13 protein-coding genes are annotated in these 14,262 nt (G+C 63.6%); 3 read left to right on the top strand and 10 right to left on the bottom strand.

The features are described 5' to 3' along the window. Positions 1-118: 118 nt before the first annotated feature. The 3 genes from GQ57_RS10365 to GQ57_RS10355 all read right to left on the bottom strand — a co-directional run bounded on the left by GQ57_RS10365 (position 119) and on the right by GQ57_RS10355 (position 2,990). Positions 119-532 carry a hypothetical protein gene (locus tag GQ57_RS10365; RefSeq protein WP_152601881.1) on the bottom strand — a complete coding sequence of 138 codons (414 nt, stop codon included), beginning with the start codon at positions 530-532 and terminating at the stop codon, positions 119-121. Positions 533-865: 333 nt separating this feature from the next. Beyond that, complete coding sequence (locus GQ57_RS10360) at positions 866-1,297, bottom strand: hypothetical protein (RefSeq protein ID WP_034197797.1); 432 nt, start codon at positions 1,295-1,297, stop codon at positions 866-868. Between the two features lie 76 nt (positions 1,298-1,373). Then, positions 1,374-2,990, bottom strand: a complete 1,617-nt coding sequence (locus tag GQ57_RS10355; RefSeq protein WP_034197796.1) for a tyrosinase family protein — start codon at positions 2,988-2,990, stop codon at positions 1,374-1,376. 700 nt (positions 2,991-3,690) lie between these two features. On the opposite strand from GQ57_RS10355, the gene GQ57_RS10350 reads away from it, so the two are divergent. Both GQ57_RS10350 and GQ57_RS10345 read left to right on the top strand, forming a co-directional pair. Beyond that, the gene (locus GQ57_RS10350; protein WP_034197795.1) at positions 3,691-4,698 is read left to right on the top strand and encodes a serine hydrolase domain-containing protein; all 1,008 of its coding nucleotides are present in this window, start codon (positions 3,691-3,693) and stop codon (positions 4,696-4,698) included. Between the two features lie 153 nt (positions 4,699-4,851). After that, a complete protein-coding gene (locus GQ57_RS10345; RefSeq protein WP_034197794.1) occupies positions 4,852-5,295 on the top strand; it encodes a GNAT family N-acetyltransferase in 444 nt (147 codons plus the stop codon). 285 nt (positions 5,296-5,580) lie between these two features. Here the strand turns inward: GQ57_RS10345 and ftrA are convergent, their stop codons facing one another. Further along, the gene (ftrA, locus tag GQ57_RS10340; protein WP_425321988.1) at positions 5,581-6,558 is read right to left on the bottom strand and encodes a transcriptional regulator FtrA; all 978 of its coding nucleotides are present in this window, start codon (positions 6,556-6,558) and stop codon (positions 5,581-5,583) included. An 88-nt stretch (positions 6,559-6,646) separates the two neighbouring features. On the opposite strand from ftrA, the gene GQ57_RS10335 reads away from it, so the two are divergent. Beyond that, the gene (locus GQ57_RS10335; RefSeq protein ID WP_321029206.1) at positions 6,647-7,312 is read left to right on the top strand and encodes a glutathione S-transferase family protein; all 666 of its coding nucleotides are present in this window, start codon (positions 6,647-6,649) and stop codon (positions 7,310-7,312) included. Between the two features lie 218 nt (positions 7,313-7,530). Here the strand turns inward: GQ57_RS10335 and GQ57_RS10330 are convergent, their stop codons facing one another. The 6 genes from GQ57_RS10330 to GQ57_RS10305 all read right to left on the bottom strand — a co-directional run bounded on the left by GQ57_RS10330 (position 7,531) and on the right by GQ57_RS10305 (position 14,232). Continuing rightward, the gene (locus GQ57_RS10330; protein ID WP_034197792.1) at positions 7,531-9,036 is read right to left on the bottom strand and encodes a cytochrome c; all 1,506 of its coding nucleotides are present in this window, start codon (positions 9,034-9,036) and stop codon (positions 7,531-7,533) included. 4 nt (positions 9,037-9,040) lie between these two features. Further along, on the bottom strand, positions 9,041-10,693 hold the full coding sequence (locus GQ57_RS10325) for a GMC family oxidoreductase (protein WP_031401729.1): 1,653 nt from the start codon (positions 10,691-10,693) through the stop codon (positions 9,041-9,043). A 5-nt stretch (positions 10,694-10,698) separates the two neighbouring features. Next, the gene (locus tag GQ57_RS10320) at positions 10,699-11,289 is read right to left on the bottom strand and encodes a sugar dehydrogenase complex small subunit (RefSeq protein ID WP_052001241.1); all 591 of its coding nucleotides are present in this window, start codon (positions 11,287-11,289) and stop codon (positions 10,699-10,701) included. A gap of 484 nt (positions 11,290-11,773) precedes the next feature. Then, a complete protein-coding gene (locus GQ57_RS10315) occupies positions 11,774-12,286 on the bottom strand; it encodes a GlcG/HbpS family heme-binding protein (protein ID WP_031401727.1) in 513 nt (170 codons plus the stop codon). Positions 12,287-12,659: 373 nt separating this feature from the next. Beyond that, a complete protein-coding gene (locus GQ57_RS10310) occupies positions 12,660-13,697 on the bottom strand; it encodes an SMP-30/gluconolactonase/LRE family protein (protein WP_034197791.1) in 1,038 nt (345 codons plus the stop codon). 16 nt (positions 13,698-13,713) lie between these two features. Further along, positions 13,714-14,232, bottom strand: a complete 519-nt coding sequence (locus GQ57_RS10305; RefSeq protein WP_031401725.1) for a carboxymuconolactone decarboxylase family protein — start codon at positions 14,230-14,232, stop codon at positions 13,714-13,716. Positions 14,233-14,262: the final 30 nt, after the last annotated feature.

Below are 14,262 nucleotides of genomic sequence, written 5' to 3'. Positions count from 1 at the left end.
GGCCCGCCGGCAACCCGGGGCGTCGGCGCGGCGGGTCGGCAGGGCGCCCGGGTGTTCGGCTCAAGACGGGATTCGGGCCGCGTGGATCGTCATCCCGAGTCAGGCGGCCGTCGCCGTTTCATGAGCGGGCTGCCGACGACACCCTTCCGGGCACGGCGCGATCGATCAATGCGTAGAACGCCAGCATGCTGACGAGCATCGCAAAAGCGACGCCGCTCGTGTCCCAGCGCATTCCCAGACTGAACGCCACGGCCTTGATCGCGGTCATCCCGAGCGCCATGACGAGCAACATCGCCGCGGCTTCGAGCGCGACCCGCACCGGCGGCACGACGAGCACGCGCATCGTGCCGCGTCGCCGCCTGTCCGTGCGTTCAGCTTCGCGCAGGATCAGCAGCATCAGCATGGCGAGCATCGACATCGGAAACCAGCGCAGATGGAGCACGAGCATATTCCACACGGCGTCCGCCGCGAGCGTTCCGCCGCAGATGTCGAGAATCGCATCGAGGGGCGCGCGCAGCGCATCGAGCGTCAATCCCGCACAGATGGCGGCCATGCACCGGAGCATCGACCGGCGCGCACACCTGCCTGACGATCCGTCTCTCGTCGAATAGCCGGCGAACCCGCATGCAATGGCGCCGATGCAAGGCCAGAACCAGCCGGGGCTGGCGCCGTGCAGCCTCGTCGGCAAGTCGCACGTCAGGTAGCCGAGGAGCGCGAACCACGCCAAGCCGCGCATCCGGCCGGACGCCGCAAGGCGGGCGATCCGCGCGCGCCCGAACCCGACGCATGCGCGGATCGCGTCCGCCGTCCTCGTCGGACGTCTGGCCGTGTCGGCAGGCGGTGCGGTCGGAGCGGTCATGGCCGTTCAGGCGGCGTCTCTCATGACGGCATACCACGAGCACACCACACCGGCCGGCGCGACGCCGCCGCTGCCGCTCGCATGCGGGACCGTCCGGACGATCGAGCCGGTCAGCGCCGGACGCTGGTCGATGCCGTTGGGCCAGGGCGCGCTCACGTACCCGACGTAGTCGTACACCCATTCCTCGCCGTCGACCACGCCGCGCCCCTGGAATCGCACGGTGCCGGGGTTCCCGCAAGTGATCCAGCCGTTGAGCTGCAACGCCCATCCCGGGCCGAAAATGCGCCCCTTGAAAATGCCCGCCGGGGCCGGTGCGATCTCGATCGTGCCGAGGCCGAATTCAAGGTCGTTGAATGCGGTGGCCGGGTCGGGATCGTTCAGGAAACTGCGATAGGTCCACTGGCCCACGAGGCTGCCGGTTTCGGGTGTGTAGCTCATGCTCGGGTTTCTCCCTCATCGAAGTGTCGTAGCGAACCGGCGCCGGGCGACGGCGCCGGTTCGTCCCGCATCGTCGTTACCGGACCTCGAGCCGGAACAGTTTCGGTGCGGCTTGCGCAGCCGCGCCGGCGACAGCTTGCGTAACGGGCGACGACGCGGGTTGCGTCTGATGGCGCACGCCGTCACGCGTATGGACCTCGACCTCGTACTGGGCCCCCTCCACCGCACTTTCCGTGAACTGGTTCAGCGGAAAGAACGCCCTCACTTCGAGGTGCGTCTGGCAGTTCGCGCAGGACTGCACGCTCCAGCGGCTCAGCACGGCGTGCGTGCCGAGCAGTTGCCGCTTGCCGTCGATGTTGACGTACGCGGAAACCAGGAACGACCCGGCAATCGGCGCACGATTCAGCCCGGAGACGCGCACGACCTTGCTGCTGTTGCCCGCCGGCACGGTCATCGCCGCCAGCGAAAGCTTCGGCAGGTTTTCCAGCGAACCGGGGCCGTACGTGTAACCGAGCTGTTCCTCGATGTTGATGCAGTCGAGCGACGTATAGGCGCGCTCCTTGCCGTTCTCGCTCTTCTTGAACGGATCGAGCGGCGATTCGAGCGTGAGCCAGGAGTTGGGCACCGTGCCCGGCGTCGGCCCCTGCCCGTCGACGGAGTTGGTGCCCGGATACTCGGCGATGACGTCGAGGTGCTGCGTGAAGCCATGGCGCTTCTGCCACAGCCAGAACACGCGATCGATGAAGCAGTGGTGGAAATAGAAGATCGGGTCGAGGCCCGCCGTGTCGTTTTCGCCCATGTCGCCGTTGGCGCCCGGAATCGGCGAGCGGTTGTAGGACGGTACGTCGAACCCGCCGACCGCAAGGTGAATGTTGTTGTGCGGCTCCTCGAGCGAGACGACGGGAATCGTGCCTTCCGGAACATTGTCGTTCCACTGGGCCGCGGACGACGTGTTGGAAAACAGCGTGTAGTTGGGCGCGTCCAGGCACCGCTCGAACAAGCTCTTCACGTTGGTCGGCACCACCTTGCCCTTCACGACGATGTAGGACGTGAGCCAGTCCACGATGTTCCGGTTCAGCAACATGACGTTCTCGTTGGCGTTGGGGAACTTGTCGTTGTGCGCTTTGGTGGCGGCCTGGTCCTCGGGAGTACCCACGAGCCCCGATAGCGGGTAGCGAACCGTGACGTAAGGCAGCGGCTTGCTGTAGTTCGGATCGTCGCCGTTGATGTGGTCCTTGATCGCCCTGTTGAACGTGAAGGAGGTCAGCGGATTCGGAATCTTTACGCCGTCGAGCTCGAAATCCGGGTCGGTCAGTGCCCACGGAATGCCCTTCGTCAGCGACTCTTCGCTGGTTTCGTCCCAGTACGGCAGCATCACGTGCTCGCAACCGGGGATGCTCTGCAGCGCCTGTTCCAGCCGCAGCAGATAGGCACGGTGCCAGGTGGGAAACAGCACGTTTCCGTGGTTGCAATAACCGCCCCAGTAAGACGCCGAGCCCCAGCCGGCGCCGCGGAACGGCTCGCCGTGGAAGCCGCCGATCATGAAAAACGAGTTCGGATCGTCGGGCGGCAATTCCTTGATGCCTTTCCACGCGCGCATCACGTCTTCCAGCGGCTTCTTGTTGCCTTTCCGATATTCGACCTGCAACGATTCGATCGACGGACGAACTCTGATTCCGGGTGCGTTATTCATGATGTGTCCAATGTCCTTCTTGGGTGACGTTGCGGTTTGGCCGGCAGGGTTTGAATGCGAACAGGTGATGAAAAGGGTGGTCGGAACTCGCATTCAAGCGGATTCGTTTTATTCAGATAATGGTTGACGTTTTGAAAGCGTTAATCGGCAGGTATAGGCAGGCCTGCGGTCGTTCGATCGCCTCCATGAGTGGTGAGGACACCCGCAACTGGCGTGGCATGCCCTCTGGTAAAGGGGGCTGCGTTTTTAGTGTGCGCGGGATGCCGTGGCGAATCGGTGCCGATTCGCCAGGCATGAATGGCAAAATAGCCGTGATACCCCGATAGCGTTTTATCCTGATTGAGTATGAGTAAATAAAGCAGATGGACTATGTTTCCGCAAGGAAGAGTTTGGAGTGGTTATGAAAATGTTTATGGGGAAGGGGGTTGTTCGGTTTTTGGAAATGATCGATGTTGTTTGAATCGATATCGTAAAATCCGGGCGCTGGATAATCGCGAAGGCATAACGGCGCTTATTCATTCAATCGGCCGACAACGGCCTTGCAATCTTCGACTGTTGGCTTGGCTTGGCGTGCGTCGAGGGGATTACCGATGCGTGTCGCTGACATCGCCTCGGACGTCAGCCCGCGACTCCCCGACTCGCCGGGCAGAGGCGCGGTCGGTACAATTTCCGTCCCGGCAATTACCCGAAGGGTAATCAGATGACCGATCTGGGCAAATTTCTCGCGACAGTGACGGCAACCGGCCCCATTCCTGGCGTGTCACTCGCCACGCTTCGCGGAGGAACGGAAGGCACCGAATACCACTTCGGGATCCGGGGCGGGCATGACCGCGCCCCGGTCGATGCTCAAACGGTTTTTGAAGCAGCGTCCCTCACCAAACCGGTTGTCTCCTTTGTCGCGCTTCAGCTAGCGGAGGAAGGGCTTCTGGACCTCCGGCAATCGCTCTTCGACATTTGCGGAGAGTATGTGCCGGGCGATCCAGGATCGCGGCAGATAAGCGCGTTCCACGTCCTCACCCATACGAGCGGCCTCCCCAATATCGTGCGCGACAAGGCTCCGCTGCGGACATATTTCAACCCGGGCGAGCGATTCAGCTACGGCAGCAGCGCGTTCGCATGGCTGCAACGGGCGATGGAAACGGCGACCGGACGCTCGCTCGAGGCACTCGCGCGTGAGCGCGTGTTCGAGCCCTGGGGGATGAGTCGTTCGAGCCTGGAATGGCAGGAGCGCTTTTCGGAAAATCATGCGCAGGGGCATGAGTGGGAGGGCGAGCCCGTGCCAAAGTGCCGGGTAAGCACGGCGCAGGCCTCGTGGTCCCTTCTGACAACGGCTTCCGACTATCTCGCGTTCGTACGGAATGTGCTCGCAGGCCGGGGACTGTCGGGCTCGAGCTACGATCAGTGGTTTTTGCCGCGCGTCCACACGCGCCAAGGTGACGATGCGGAAGACTTGCAAGGCGACAACCCGCCCGATCTTCGTGTTGCCTGGGGGCTGGGCTGGGGGCTCGAACCCGCTCAGGGCTGTTTCTTTCATTGGGGCAATAGCCCCGGATTCCGGGCGTTCGTCCTTGCCAATCGAGCGACCCGGGATGCTGTCGTATGGTTCGCAAACTCGGCGCGCGGGATGCGGCTTGTCCATGCAGTTGCCCCGGAAGTCGTCGCCGGCGATCATCCGGCCATCCAGTGGCTGCGCATTGGACGTTTGTAAGTGCACCCGGCTGCCATTTCGCCGTCGTTGCAGACTGACGAACCTCTCTCGGCATCGATCCGCTTTGCTGTTTGATCTCCCTGCCAAGGGTGCTGCCGATGGCGGAAACTATCATGGACTACGAAGATATTTGATCCTGGAGCGCTGTGCCTGATGACGCCATTGGACATCCTCATCCGCGAACCGCGAGCGTCGGATCACGCCGCAATCGCGCGCTTGCTGCAGCAACTCGGTTACCAGACAACGCCGGCGCTGGTCCTCGAGAAGATTGAAGCGCTGCTCCCGAGCCCGACCGACAAAATCATCGTGGCATCCGCGCGAGATGAGGTCGTCGGGAGCATCAGCCTCCACGCACTTCCTCTCTTCCACGCGCCGGGCAATCTCGGGCGCATAACCAGCATGGTCGTCGATGAGCGATACCGCGGAAACGGAGTGGGTAGCGCACTGATCGCCGCGGCAGAACACTGGTTCAGGCAGGTCGGATGTGTAAAGCTGGAGGTGACGAGCGGCGACCACCGACCGGCTGCCCACCGTTTCTACGAGCGACATGGCTTCTTGAGGGACGGCCAGAGACTTTCCAGGAAGCTTCACTCATAGAGCGGTGTCTTTACCGGAGGTCTCGCGCAAACGGCTGACGGATTCTGACGACTACGGCCTGGACGGAGTCGAATCGACGCCGGCTCATCGTCGGGCTCTGGTTGTCGGCGGTGTCCGGCGCAAGCGGAAGGGCGGGGCGGGCAATGTGGGGGCAAGCGCAGTCTCGAGCGGGCATGGCTTGGACGAGATGGGACTGGTGCGCCGCCTCGCACGACGGCACGTCGTTTCGCGAATCCGTGACGGCGCGACCGGGTCGGATATTGTCGTCTTTCCGAAACCGCCGGCTCAGTCCGGTTGATCCGACGTGTTTTTTCGACGGGCCGACGGCAGCACACCGAGTGTTTTGCGGAAATGTGCGCGTAGCGTCGATGCGCTGCCGAAGCCGACCTCGATCGAAACGTCTTCGACCGACAACGTGGTTTCCTCCAGGAGTTCGAGCGCTCGCGAAACCCGCTCGGCAATCAGCCACTCTCCTGGCGCGAGACCGGTCGTTTCCCGAAAGTGACGGTGAAGACTGCGCACACTGACGCCGGCGTCCGATGCGAGGCGGGTTACGGTCCAGCGACGCGATAAATCGGCGCGCACATGGTCGAGTAACGCGCCGAGCGCCATTCCGGAGCGGGCGGGAATGGGTCGGGCGACGCGCTGAACCTGATTGCCGGAGCGGTGCGCGGGCAGAACGAGCCGTTGCGCGACCCGATTCGCCATTTGCGCGCCGAAATCCCGGCGTACCAGATGCAGACACAGATCGAGCCCGGCGGCACTGCCTGCCGACGTCAGCAGCGCACCCTCGTCCACGTACAGAACGTCGGGTACCACAGTCACGTCCGGATACCGTCGCGCCAGATCATCGACGTGATGCCAGTGGGTCGTTGCGCGACGCCCCGAAAGCAGGCCGGTTGCCGCCAGCACGAATGCGCCGGCGCAAATCGACGCCAGGCGGCATCCTCGGGCATGTGCCGCGCGCAGGGCCCGAACCAGGGAATCGGGAACCGGCCTGTCCGGACCAGGCCAGCCGGGCACGATGATCGTCGCCGCATGATCCAGCAATTCCAGCCCGCCGTCGGCATCGATACGCACGCCGCCAATGCCGCGAATGACGCCGGGCCCGACCGCCGCCACGGCGAAGCGGTACCAGTTCGCACCCAGCTCGGGGCGGGGCAATCCAAAGACTTCCACTGCGCAGGCGAACTCGAACGGGCACAGATCGTCGTAGGCCAGTGCAATCACCAACGGTGCGTCGGATTTCATCATTGGCATCATCCTGACGGAATTGACCGATTCTCCCACTTTCGGGATCCGGATCGCGTGGCCAGAATCGGTATCGTCTCCCGAACGACGATAGCCGCCCATGACCATGTCCGAATTCAAACTGCATTGCTTTGCCCAGTCCGGAAACGCCTACAAGATCGCCCTCATGCTGTCCTGTGCCGGGGCCGACTGGCAGCCCGTGTTCGTCGATTTTTTCAGTGGCGTGACGCTCACCCGGGCATGGCGAGACTCGGTCAACGAGATGGGGGAAGTGCCCGTCCTCGAACATCGCGGCAAAACCCTCGCGCAGTCCGGCGTGATCCTGACGTACCTCGCCGAATGCCTGGGGCAATTCGGTGGCCGAACCGCCGACGAACAACGCGAAATCTGGCGGTGGATACTCTTCGACAATCACAAGTTCACCAGCTATTTCGTGACGTATCGCTGGCTGCGTTCGTTCGACGAAACGGCCCCGCATCCCGAGGTTTTGTCATTCCTCCGCGGGCGCATCGACGCGGCGTTCGATGTGGTGGAGCGTCATCTTGATCGTCATGCGTTCATGGTGGGTGACCGACTCGGCATTGCGGACTTTTCGCTGATCGGCTATCTGTACTTCCCCGTCGAGGAGACGGGTTACAACCTGGACGAGACTCACCCGAACATCGCCGCATGGCGCGCCCGAATTGCGCGGCAACCGGGATGGCGGCACCCCTACGACATGCTGCCTGGCGCCGTCGTGAAGCCACGCTTTCCTCATCTGCGTTAGCCAGTCTGCTCCAACCGGCAATCACCGCAGGTGACGCGAGGCGCAATGTCGCGGCGAATCAGGCAGCAGGTATCGCGTCGATATTCGAATCGGGCGGGCGAACGTCGTCGGCACAAGTGCTCCGGTCTTCATCGGGTTCTCCCTGCCTCCAGGACAAAAGAGAACCCGCTTGCCAAGGGGCTGCAAGAAGCGCCTCGGATCAGTGCCCGCCCCGTCGATCATCCGGCCTTGCCGGACGTCAGGTCCGCACGTGCCGTACGACGCGCTCGTCGCCGCCGGACCATGATGGCGAAGACAACCAGCAGCACGACCGCCACCGGCGCTGCCAGCATCAGCGGCCGTGCCCGCACGAGCAGCGGAACCGGGCCGCCGTTGCGTGCGACGGCTACATCGTCGGGCGTCACGGTAACGTCGGCATTGCCGTATTGCGCGAGCACATAGTTCGCGATCGCGGCAATCTGATCGTCCTTAAGCGGCTGGACGTAGGAGCCTTCGCCGAAGGACGGCATCAGCACGTGCTGGCCGCCCGCTTCGCGATCGACGCCGTACAGGATCGCCGCAATCAGGTTCGACGGATTGCGCGAGCCCGTGGCGGTGTTGTTCGAGAGCGACGGATACGCCTGGCTCGGGCTACCCTTGCCGTTGACCTGGTGACAGCTCGCGCAGTACCCGCTGAACAGCGCCGCGCCGCTCGTCAGCGTACCGTTCGCGTTCAGCGCGGACGCGCCGCGCAGCGTCGCTTCGCTGCTGACCACGCGCCCGTGCGTGAACGCCGGCGCGGTCTCTTGCTCGTCGCGGATCGGCTTCGTGCTGCGCAGATACGTGACGATCGATTTCAGGTCCGCGTCCGACAGATACTGCAGGCTGTTCTGCACGGCTTCCGCCATCGGGCCGGCCGCCTGGTTCTTGCCGGGGGCGCGGCCGGTCTTCAGGTATGCCACCAGCTCGTCGTCGGTCCATGCGCCGATGCCGCTCACCGGATCCGACGTGATGTTCGGCGCATACCACGCACCGAGCTGGGCACCGCCCAGGTTGCGGCCGAAGTCTTCGGCCATCAGCGCGTTGCGCGGCGTGTGGCACGCACTGCAGTGCGCGAGCACGTTGGTCAGGTACGCGCCGCGATTCCACTGTGCGTCGTGGGCCGGATCGGCTTCAAAACGCCGGTTCGACAGGAACAGCATGTTCCAGCCCGCCATCGCGCTGCGCATGCCGAACGGGAACGGCAGGTTCGTCGCGGGCGCGGGTTCGTCGACCGGCTTCACGGCCTGCATGAAATAGCGGTAAAGCGCGTGCACGTCGTCGTCGCCGAGGCCGCTGTAGGACGTATACGGCATGGCGGGATACAGGTGCGCGCCGTCCGCGCGCACGCCTTCGCGCAGCGCCCGCGCAAACTGCATCTCGGTGTAGTTTCCGATGCCGGCCGTTTTCGAAGGCGTGATGTTGCTCGAATAGATCTGCCCCATCGGCGACGCAATGCCGTACCCGCCCGCGAACGGCTTGCCGCCGTCGAGCGCCGTGTGGCAAGCCATGCAGTCCGCCGCGATCGCGAGCTGATGCCCCTTTTCGATCACCGCTGCGTCGGCCGATGTCGGGGCCGCGCCGGCAGCCGCATCCTGCGCGTACGCGGAGGTGCCGCCGACGAGCGCGAGAAGGCCCGCTGCAATGGCCGCGCGATACCCGGCGCCGCGCCGTGCGCGACGGTCTTGCTGAATCGTGTGTGTCATCGCGTCAACCCTTTGCCAGGCTCGCGGAAATCGAATCCGCGGCTTTCAGGCCAAGGGCCGCCATCGACAGCGTCGTGTTGACGACCGACGCCGACGGCATTGCACCGCCGCCCGGCAGCCACAGGTTCGCATGGTCGTGCGCGCGGCAGTCGCCGTCGACGACCGAGTTCTTCGGATCCGAGCCCATGATGGTGCCGCCCATGATGTGATTGTTCGCGTTCAGCGTCGTCGTGATGTTGAATTCGACCGCGTCGAACAGGCTGCCGATGTGCGTGAGCTGCTTGCAGGCCGCGTCGTAGCCGCGCCGCACGTAGTCACCGACGTCGTAGTGGATGTCCGGGCAGGCGAGGCCGTGCGGATCGAAGCGCGTCTTGCTGAGCGTCAGGCGGTTGTCCGGATCCGGCAGCGGCTCGAGGCTGATCGACAGGTCGACGCCGTAGATCGCGCGGCGCCGGATTTCCTCGTCGAGCGCATTGCCGACCAGACCGAGCTTCAGGGCCTGCTGGGTGGCGGGCCCGACGCGCGAGATGTTGTTCAGGATCATCTTGTTCGCCGAGTACTGCCCGCGGAAATCGCCGTCGCGCGGGCCGACGATGCAACTGCTCTGCGCGGGGCCGCGGCCGAGCCACATCGGCTCGTTCGCGAGGAACGTGCAGTGGAAACCCGAGTGATCCATCATGTTGCGGCCGACCTGGTCCGAGCCGTTCGCGATGCCGTGCGGATTGCGCTCGTTCGCGGCGAGCAGCAGCAGGCGCGGCGTCTCGATGCCGTTGCACGCGAGTACGAACATCCGACCGCTCGCCTTGTGCGACTGGTGCGACGCGTCGTACCAGTGCACGGCCGTCACGCGGTTGTTCGCGTCGGTGTCGATCTTGTAGACGACCGATTCCGCGAGCACCTTCGCACCCTTGCGCTCCGCGCGCTCGATGTGGTGGATGCCGTTGTACATCGCGCCGATCGGGCAGATCGGCTGGCAGTTGTTGTTGCCGCAGCAGACCGGGCGGCCTTGCCACGGCCGCGTGCTGCGCGCCTGCGGAATCGGGATCGACCGGTAGCCGTGCGCGTTGACGATTTCGGCGAAGCGCCGGTCGCCGTGGCCCCACGGCACCATGTCCATCGGATACGGGCGGCTGCGTTGCGACGGCGACTGCATCGCCGGGTCGCTGGGTCCGGCGACGCCCATCTCGTCTTCCGCGCGGCAGTAGTACGGCTCGAGATCGTCATAGGAGATCGGCCAGTCGCGGCCGACGCCGTACATCGATTTCATCCGGAAATCGACCGGCAGGTGCCGCCAGCTCGAGGCGGCCCAGTGCCACGTCGTGCCGCCGACAGTGCGCAGGTAGCCCTGCTGGAAACTCTGGCCGTCCCGGCCGCTCAGGCCGACGTAGTTGTTCTTCGGAAAATACAGCGGGGCAGGGGCATTCGGCGCCTGCGGGTAGAGCCCCTGGAAGTCGGAGCCCACGCGATTGTCGAAGGGCATGTTGCGCCAGTTCTCGACCGCCTGCCCACGTTCGATGCGCAAGCCCGATTCGATGATCAGCACCGAATGGCCCTGGCTGACCAGTTGGTCGGCGATCAGGCCGCCCACCACCCCGGAGCCCACGATCACGACATCGGCCGATACGTCGCCGTTCGATTCAAAAACAGGAGTTCTCATGAGGTTCACGCGTGCTGTTGCGGGTGCGAGGTAGTTGCTGGCGCAACCGTTTTGCGGGGTGGCGCGACATCGGCCGGCGGCGGTTCGGCGGTCCACCACAGCGGGCCGTTCGAACAGTAGGTCGGCGCGCTCATTCCGTCGTGGACCGTGTCGTACATCAGCGCATCGGCATAGGTGACCATCGCGGCCTTCTGGCCATGACCGACGGTGCCCGTGTACCACGCCGCGACAATCGCGAGCGCCGTGTCGTGCAGGCCCGCGGCGTCGGCATCGGCCAGCAGTTGCGCGGGTGTCTGGCCGGCGCGCACGCGTTGCGCCAGCGCGGCCGCACGCGCGGCGAAGCCCGGGTCGGTACGGTGGAATGCGTCGACGAGGCGCGAGGCCGTCGTCGGATCGAGGTTCGCGTGGCCTGTCAGTGCTTGCGACAGCGCGAGGAAGCTCTTGCCGTCGAGCGACGGCTGCTGCTCGAATGCGGATCCGGGGGCGGCGGTAAACAGCCCGACTTGCGTCAGTGCTGCCGCCATCACTTTCAGCGCCGTTCTCCGCGTAACGCCGCCGCGCGCAATGGCGCGCTTTTCATGATCGTTTGGGGGCATGTCGTTTTCGTCTTTTTCGCGAGCGCTTGCTCGCCTGTTTTCTTTCTTCCGAATGGTCTGCGTCGAGCGCCGCACCGGGCTGAAACGACCCGAATGCGTTCCCTCGCGGCGCCGCGTTACCTGTTCGAGCGCACCGGCAAACGACCATCACCGATGGCTCAAAGTATTGCACGTGCCGCATGCAGCAGTTTTTATCCGTTCCTGCCCGGTATCGGCCGGTGCGAGATTATGGAACCGGTTCCATTCGGACGTCCAGTAACTCGTTCAAATTGTTCATTGCAGGGGGAAGTGTATCGATATCGGTCGAATCGCGTATTTTCGACGCGTTATCGGCTTACCGAGACCGGCTTAAAACGAAATGGAAAGAAAATCGTAATTAAAACGTCAGAATTAGACTGTTGTTTCGATGGCATGAACTGGGCGTCGGCAACGCGAGCATCGGTAATGGTTCGGGTTTGCGACAGTAGCCATGGCCGGGCGCGACTTACCGGATTGCAGCGGCGCCTGCGGCAGCGATGACGCTATCCTGCACACCCGCGCCACCGCTGGCGCCGATCGCGCCTATCAGGCGCCCGTCGATCACGATCGGGATGCCGCCTTCGCCCGCGAGGATCCCCGGGATACTCAGGTTACCGGTCGCGCCGTGGTTGATGGCGTTTTGCATATCCCGCGTCTGTCGGCGGAATCGAGCCGACGCGCGCGCCTTGGCCTCCGCGATTTCAAGCGACGCGAGTTGGGTGTCGTCCATTTTGTCGCACGACACCAGGTTCCCGCCGCTGTCGACAACAGCAATCGCGTATTGCCAGTGTCGGCGTCGCGCCTCCGTTTCGGCTGCCGCGATGATGGTGCGGGCCTGCGTCAATGTGATGGGCGGGCCGTAAGGGATGTCATACGGCAGTTGTTCGGGAACCGGCGCGGACGCGGTGGATTGTGCTGATGCATGGGCCGCGAAAATTGCGCTGGCCGCGATGAGGATGCGGAATCTGGTCGAGAACATGGGTTGCTGATACGGATGCCCCTGATGGCTTCAGGCGCCGGTCAATGAAAATGAACACGATGTATTCCCGCAACGATGAATTTCCTGGCTCGGTTGCCGGGACATGTCGCGATCACGGGGGAAATATATTGCATCCCGGGCGAACGTGCAGTGAAGCAGGGTGGTTGCGAGGGCAACCGATATCGGCAACCTGTTTGCGGACTGCCGGCGCAAAGCGTCAATGCAGCGGGGAGGGCATGCGTCGCCGTTGCCCGCCGGTTGAAGCGAGGGTTCGGTGCAGCCGCGAGCGGCGACGCTGCCCATGAAAATCCGCACGATGATCGGAGCGAACACCCGGATCACCGTGACGACACATGAGGCGCGTCCGCTTCACTTACCAGTGCACTGGCGGCAAACCGCTGACAGGTGCGTCAAAGCAAGGAATCGCGCTGGCGCGCAATCCACCGAGAAACACGGTCGTCAGATCCGGACCGCCAAATGTGATGCTGGCCATCCATGTGCAGAGGGTGCCGCCCGTCGCGAAGAGCGTCTCGTCGGTGACGGCCTTGCCGCTCGCAAATTCGGCTTCGAACCGGGCCTGCGCCTGCTCATCGCCATCGGCGAACAGCGTGAGCGCGTCTCCCTCCGGCGTGATGGCGATCAGTCTGTCGGCGAAAATCATCGTCGCCCACAGGTTGCCGTAGCTATCGAAGGTGATGCCGTCGATCAGGCCCGGACCAAGATCGCGCGGACCATATACCTGTCGTTCGGTCAGCGCTCCGTCGGACTGTACGCGGAATCGCGTAACCCGCTTGGCAGTGGTTTCCGCCACATACAGCCACTCTTCGCGTGCGTCAAAGCGGATTTCGTTGGCGAAGTGCAAGCCGTCCGCGACGACCCGCAAGCCATGCTGGTCGAGCACGGCGATATAGCCGTCGGCCAGGTCGTGACAGACGGCATCTGTCCATGGATTGACGCGCGTCGAGACGGTCAGCCAGATACGATTCCTCGAATCGCGGAGCACGAAGTTGACCTTGCCAAGTGGCTGGCCGTCGATGCTGTCGGCGAGCACGCTCGTTTCGCCTCGACGCGTCATTCGTTCGAGTCGATCGGTGCCGAAATTGGCGATCAGGATGTCGCCGTTGTCCGCAAACGCGAGACCGTTCGGCAACGTCCCGGACACGAGGCTGCCGATTGCGTTGGCCTGCAGGTCGAACTGACTGTCGACGCGCGACGTGACGAGCGTCTGCCCACCGTCGGCATCGATACGCATGACGCCGCCTCGGGCATCCGCTGCCCATAATGTGCCGTCGCGCTCGGCAAGAATGCATTCGGGGCGTTGCAGATCATGCCCGATCGTCTTGACTGCATCGGGATCGACTTGCCAGCCCTTCAATGGATTGGGCGCTCTGGCGGTCTGGATATGGGTCATGTGGAGCCTCGCCGGATTACATGTTGTCCCAGGATGTTGCCGCTTCGTCCAGCGGTACTTCAAGTGTTTCGAGGAACCGGGCCGTCATCATGTAGTGGCCGACCAACAAGGTGAGTTCCGCGACCTGGGTTTCGGTGAAATAGCCGCGGATTGCCTGGAACGTTTGTGACGTGACCTTGATGTCCCTGACGCATTCGTCGACAAACCGCAGAATGATCTGTGAACGCGGGTCCGACATGCGACCGTGCTCGATGTCCTCGATCTCGGATTCGGTCCATCCCGCCTTGAGCGCAAGCGGAACGTGCTGCATCTTTTCGTAGCGGCTGGAACTCAATGCGCCCACGCGCAGGATCACCATCTCCCGATCCTTGTCGAGGATCGCACCGCGCGGGAAAGCGCCGCCGAGCGTCAGATAGCCTGACGTCAAGCTGGTCGTGCGCAGCAGTGCCAGGGTGAGGTTGGCGGGAAAGCGTTCGTACTGAGCCTTCTGTTCGACGGAAAGTGTGTCAATGGAGGGTATTTCGATGCGTGACATTATGGAGTCCTGTTTAAAAATCAAGAGGCG

It is taken from the genome of Burkholderia sp. MSh2, assembly GCF_000731655.1.
Taxonomy (GTDB): domain Bacteria; phylum Pseudomonadota; class Gammaproteobacteria; order Burkholderiales; family Burkholderiaceae; genus Burkholderia; species Burkholderia paludis.
This window is presented reverse-complemented; position numbering and strand designations above follow the sequence as displayed.

Bases quoted from the DNA above. Each gene is read 5' to 3' on its own strand.
- GQ57_RS10325 (WP_031401729.1), bottom strand. From the start codon at position 10,693: ATGAGAACTCCTGTTTTTGAATCGAACGGCGACGTATCGGCCGATGTC.
- GQ57_RS10350 (WP_034197795.1), top strand. From the start codon at position 3,691: ATGACCGATCTGGGCAAATTTCTCGCGACAGTGACGGCAACCGGCCCC.
- GQ57_RS10305 (WP_031401725.1), bottom strand. From the start codon at position 14,232: ATGTCACGCATCGAAATACCCTCCATTGACACACTTTCCGTCGAACAG.
- GQ57_RS10310 (WP_034197791.1), bottom strand. From the start codon at position 13,697: ATGACCCATATCCAGACCGCCAGAGCGCCCAATCCATTGAAGGGCTGG.
- GQ57_RS10345 (WP_034197794.1), top strand. From the start codon at position 4,852: ATGACGCCATTGGACATCCTCATCCGCGAACCGCGAGCGTCGGATCAC.
- GQ57_RS10335 (WP_321029206.1), top strand. From the start codon at position 6,647: ATGACCATGTCCGAATTCAAACTGCATTGCTTTGCCCAGTCCGGAAAC.
- GQ57_RS10320 (WP_052001241.1), bottom strand. From the start codon at position 11,289: ATGCCCCCAAACGATCATGAAAAGCGCGCCATTGCGCGCGGCGGCGTT.
- GQ57_RS10315 (WP_031401727.1), bottom strand. From the start codon at position 12,286: ATGTTCTCGACCAGATTCCGCATCCTCATCGCGGCCAGCGCAATTTTC.
- ftrA (WP_425321988.1), bottom strand. From the start codon at position 6,558: ATGATGCCAATGATGAAATCCGACGCACCGTTGGTGATTGCACTGGCC.
- GQ57_RS10360 (WP_034197797.1), bottom strand. From the start codon at position 1,297: ATGAGCTACACACCCGAAACCGGCAGCCTCGTGGGCCAGTGGACCTAT.
- GQ57_RS10330 (WP_034197792.1), bottom strand. From the start codon at position 9,036: ATGACACACACGATTCAGCAAGACCGTCGCGCACGGCGCGGCGCCGGG.
- GQ57_RS10355 (WP_034197796.1), bottom strand. From the start codon at position 2,990: ATGAATAACGCACCCGGAATCAGAGTTCGTCCGTCGATCGAATCGTTG.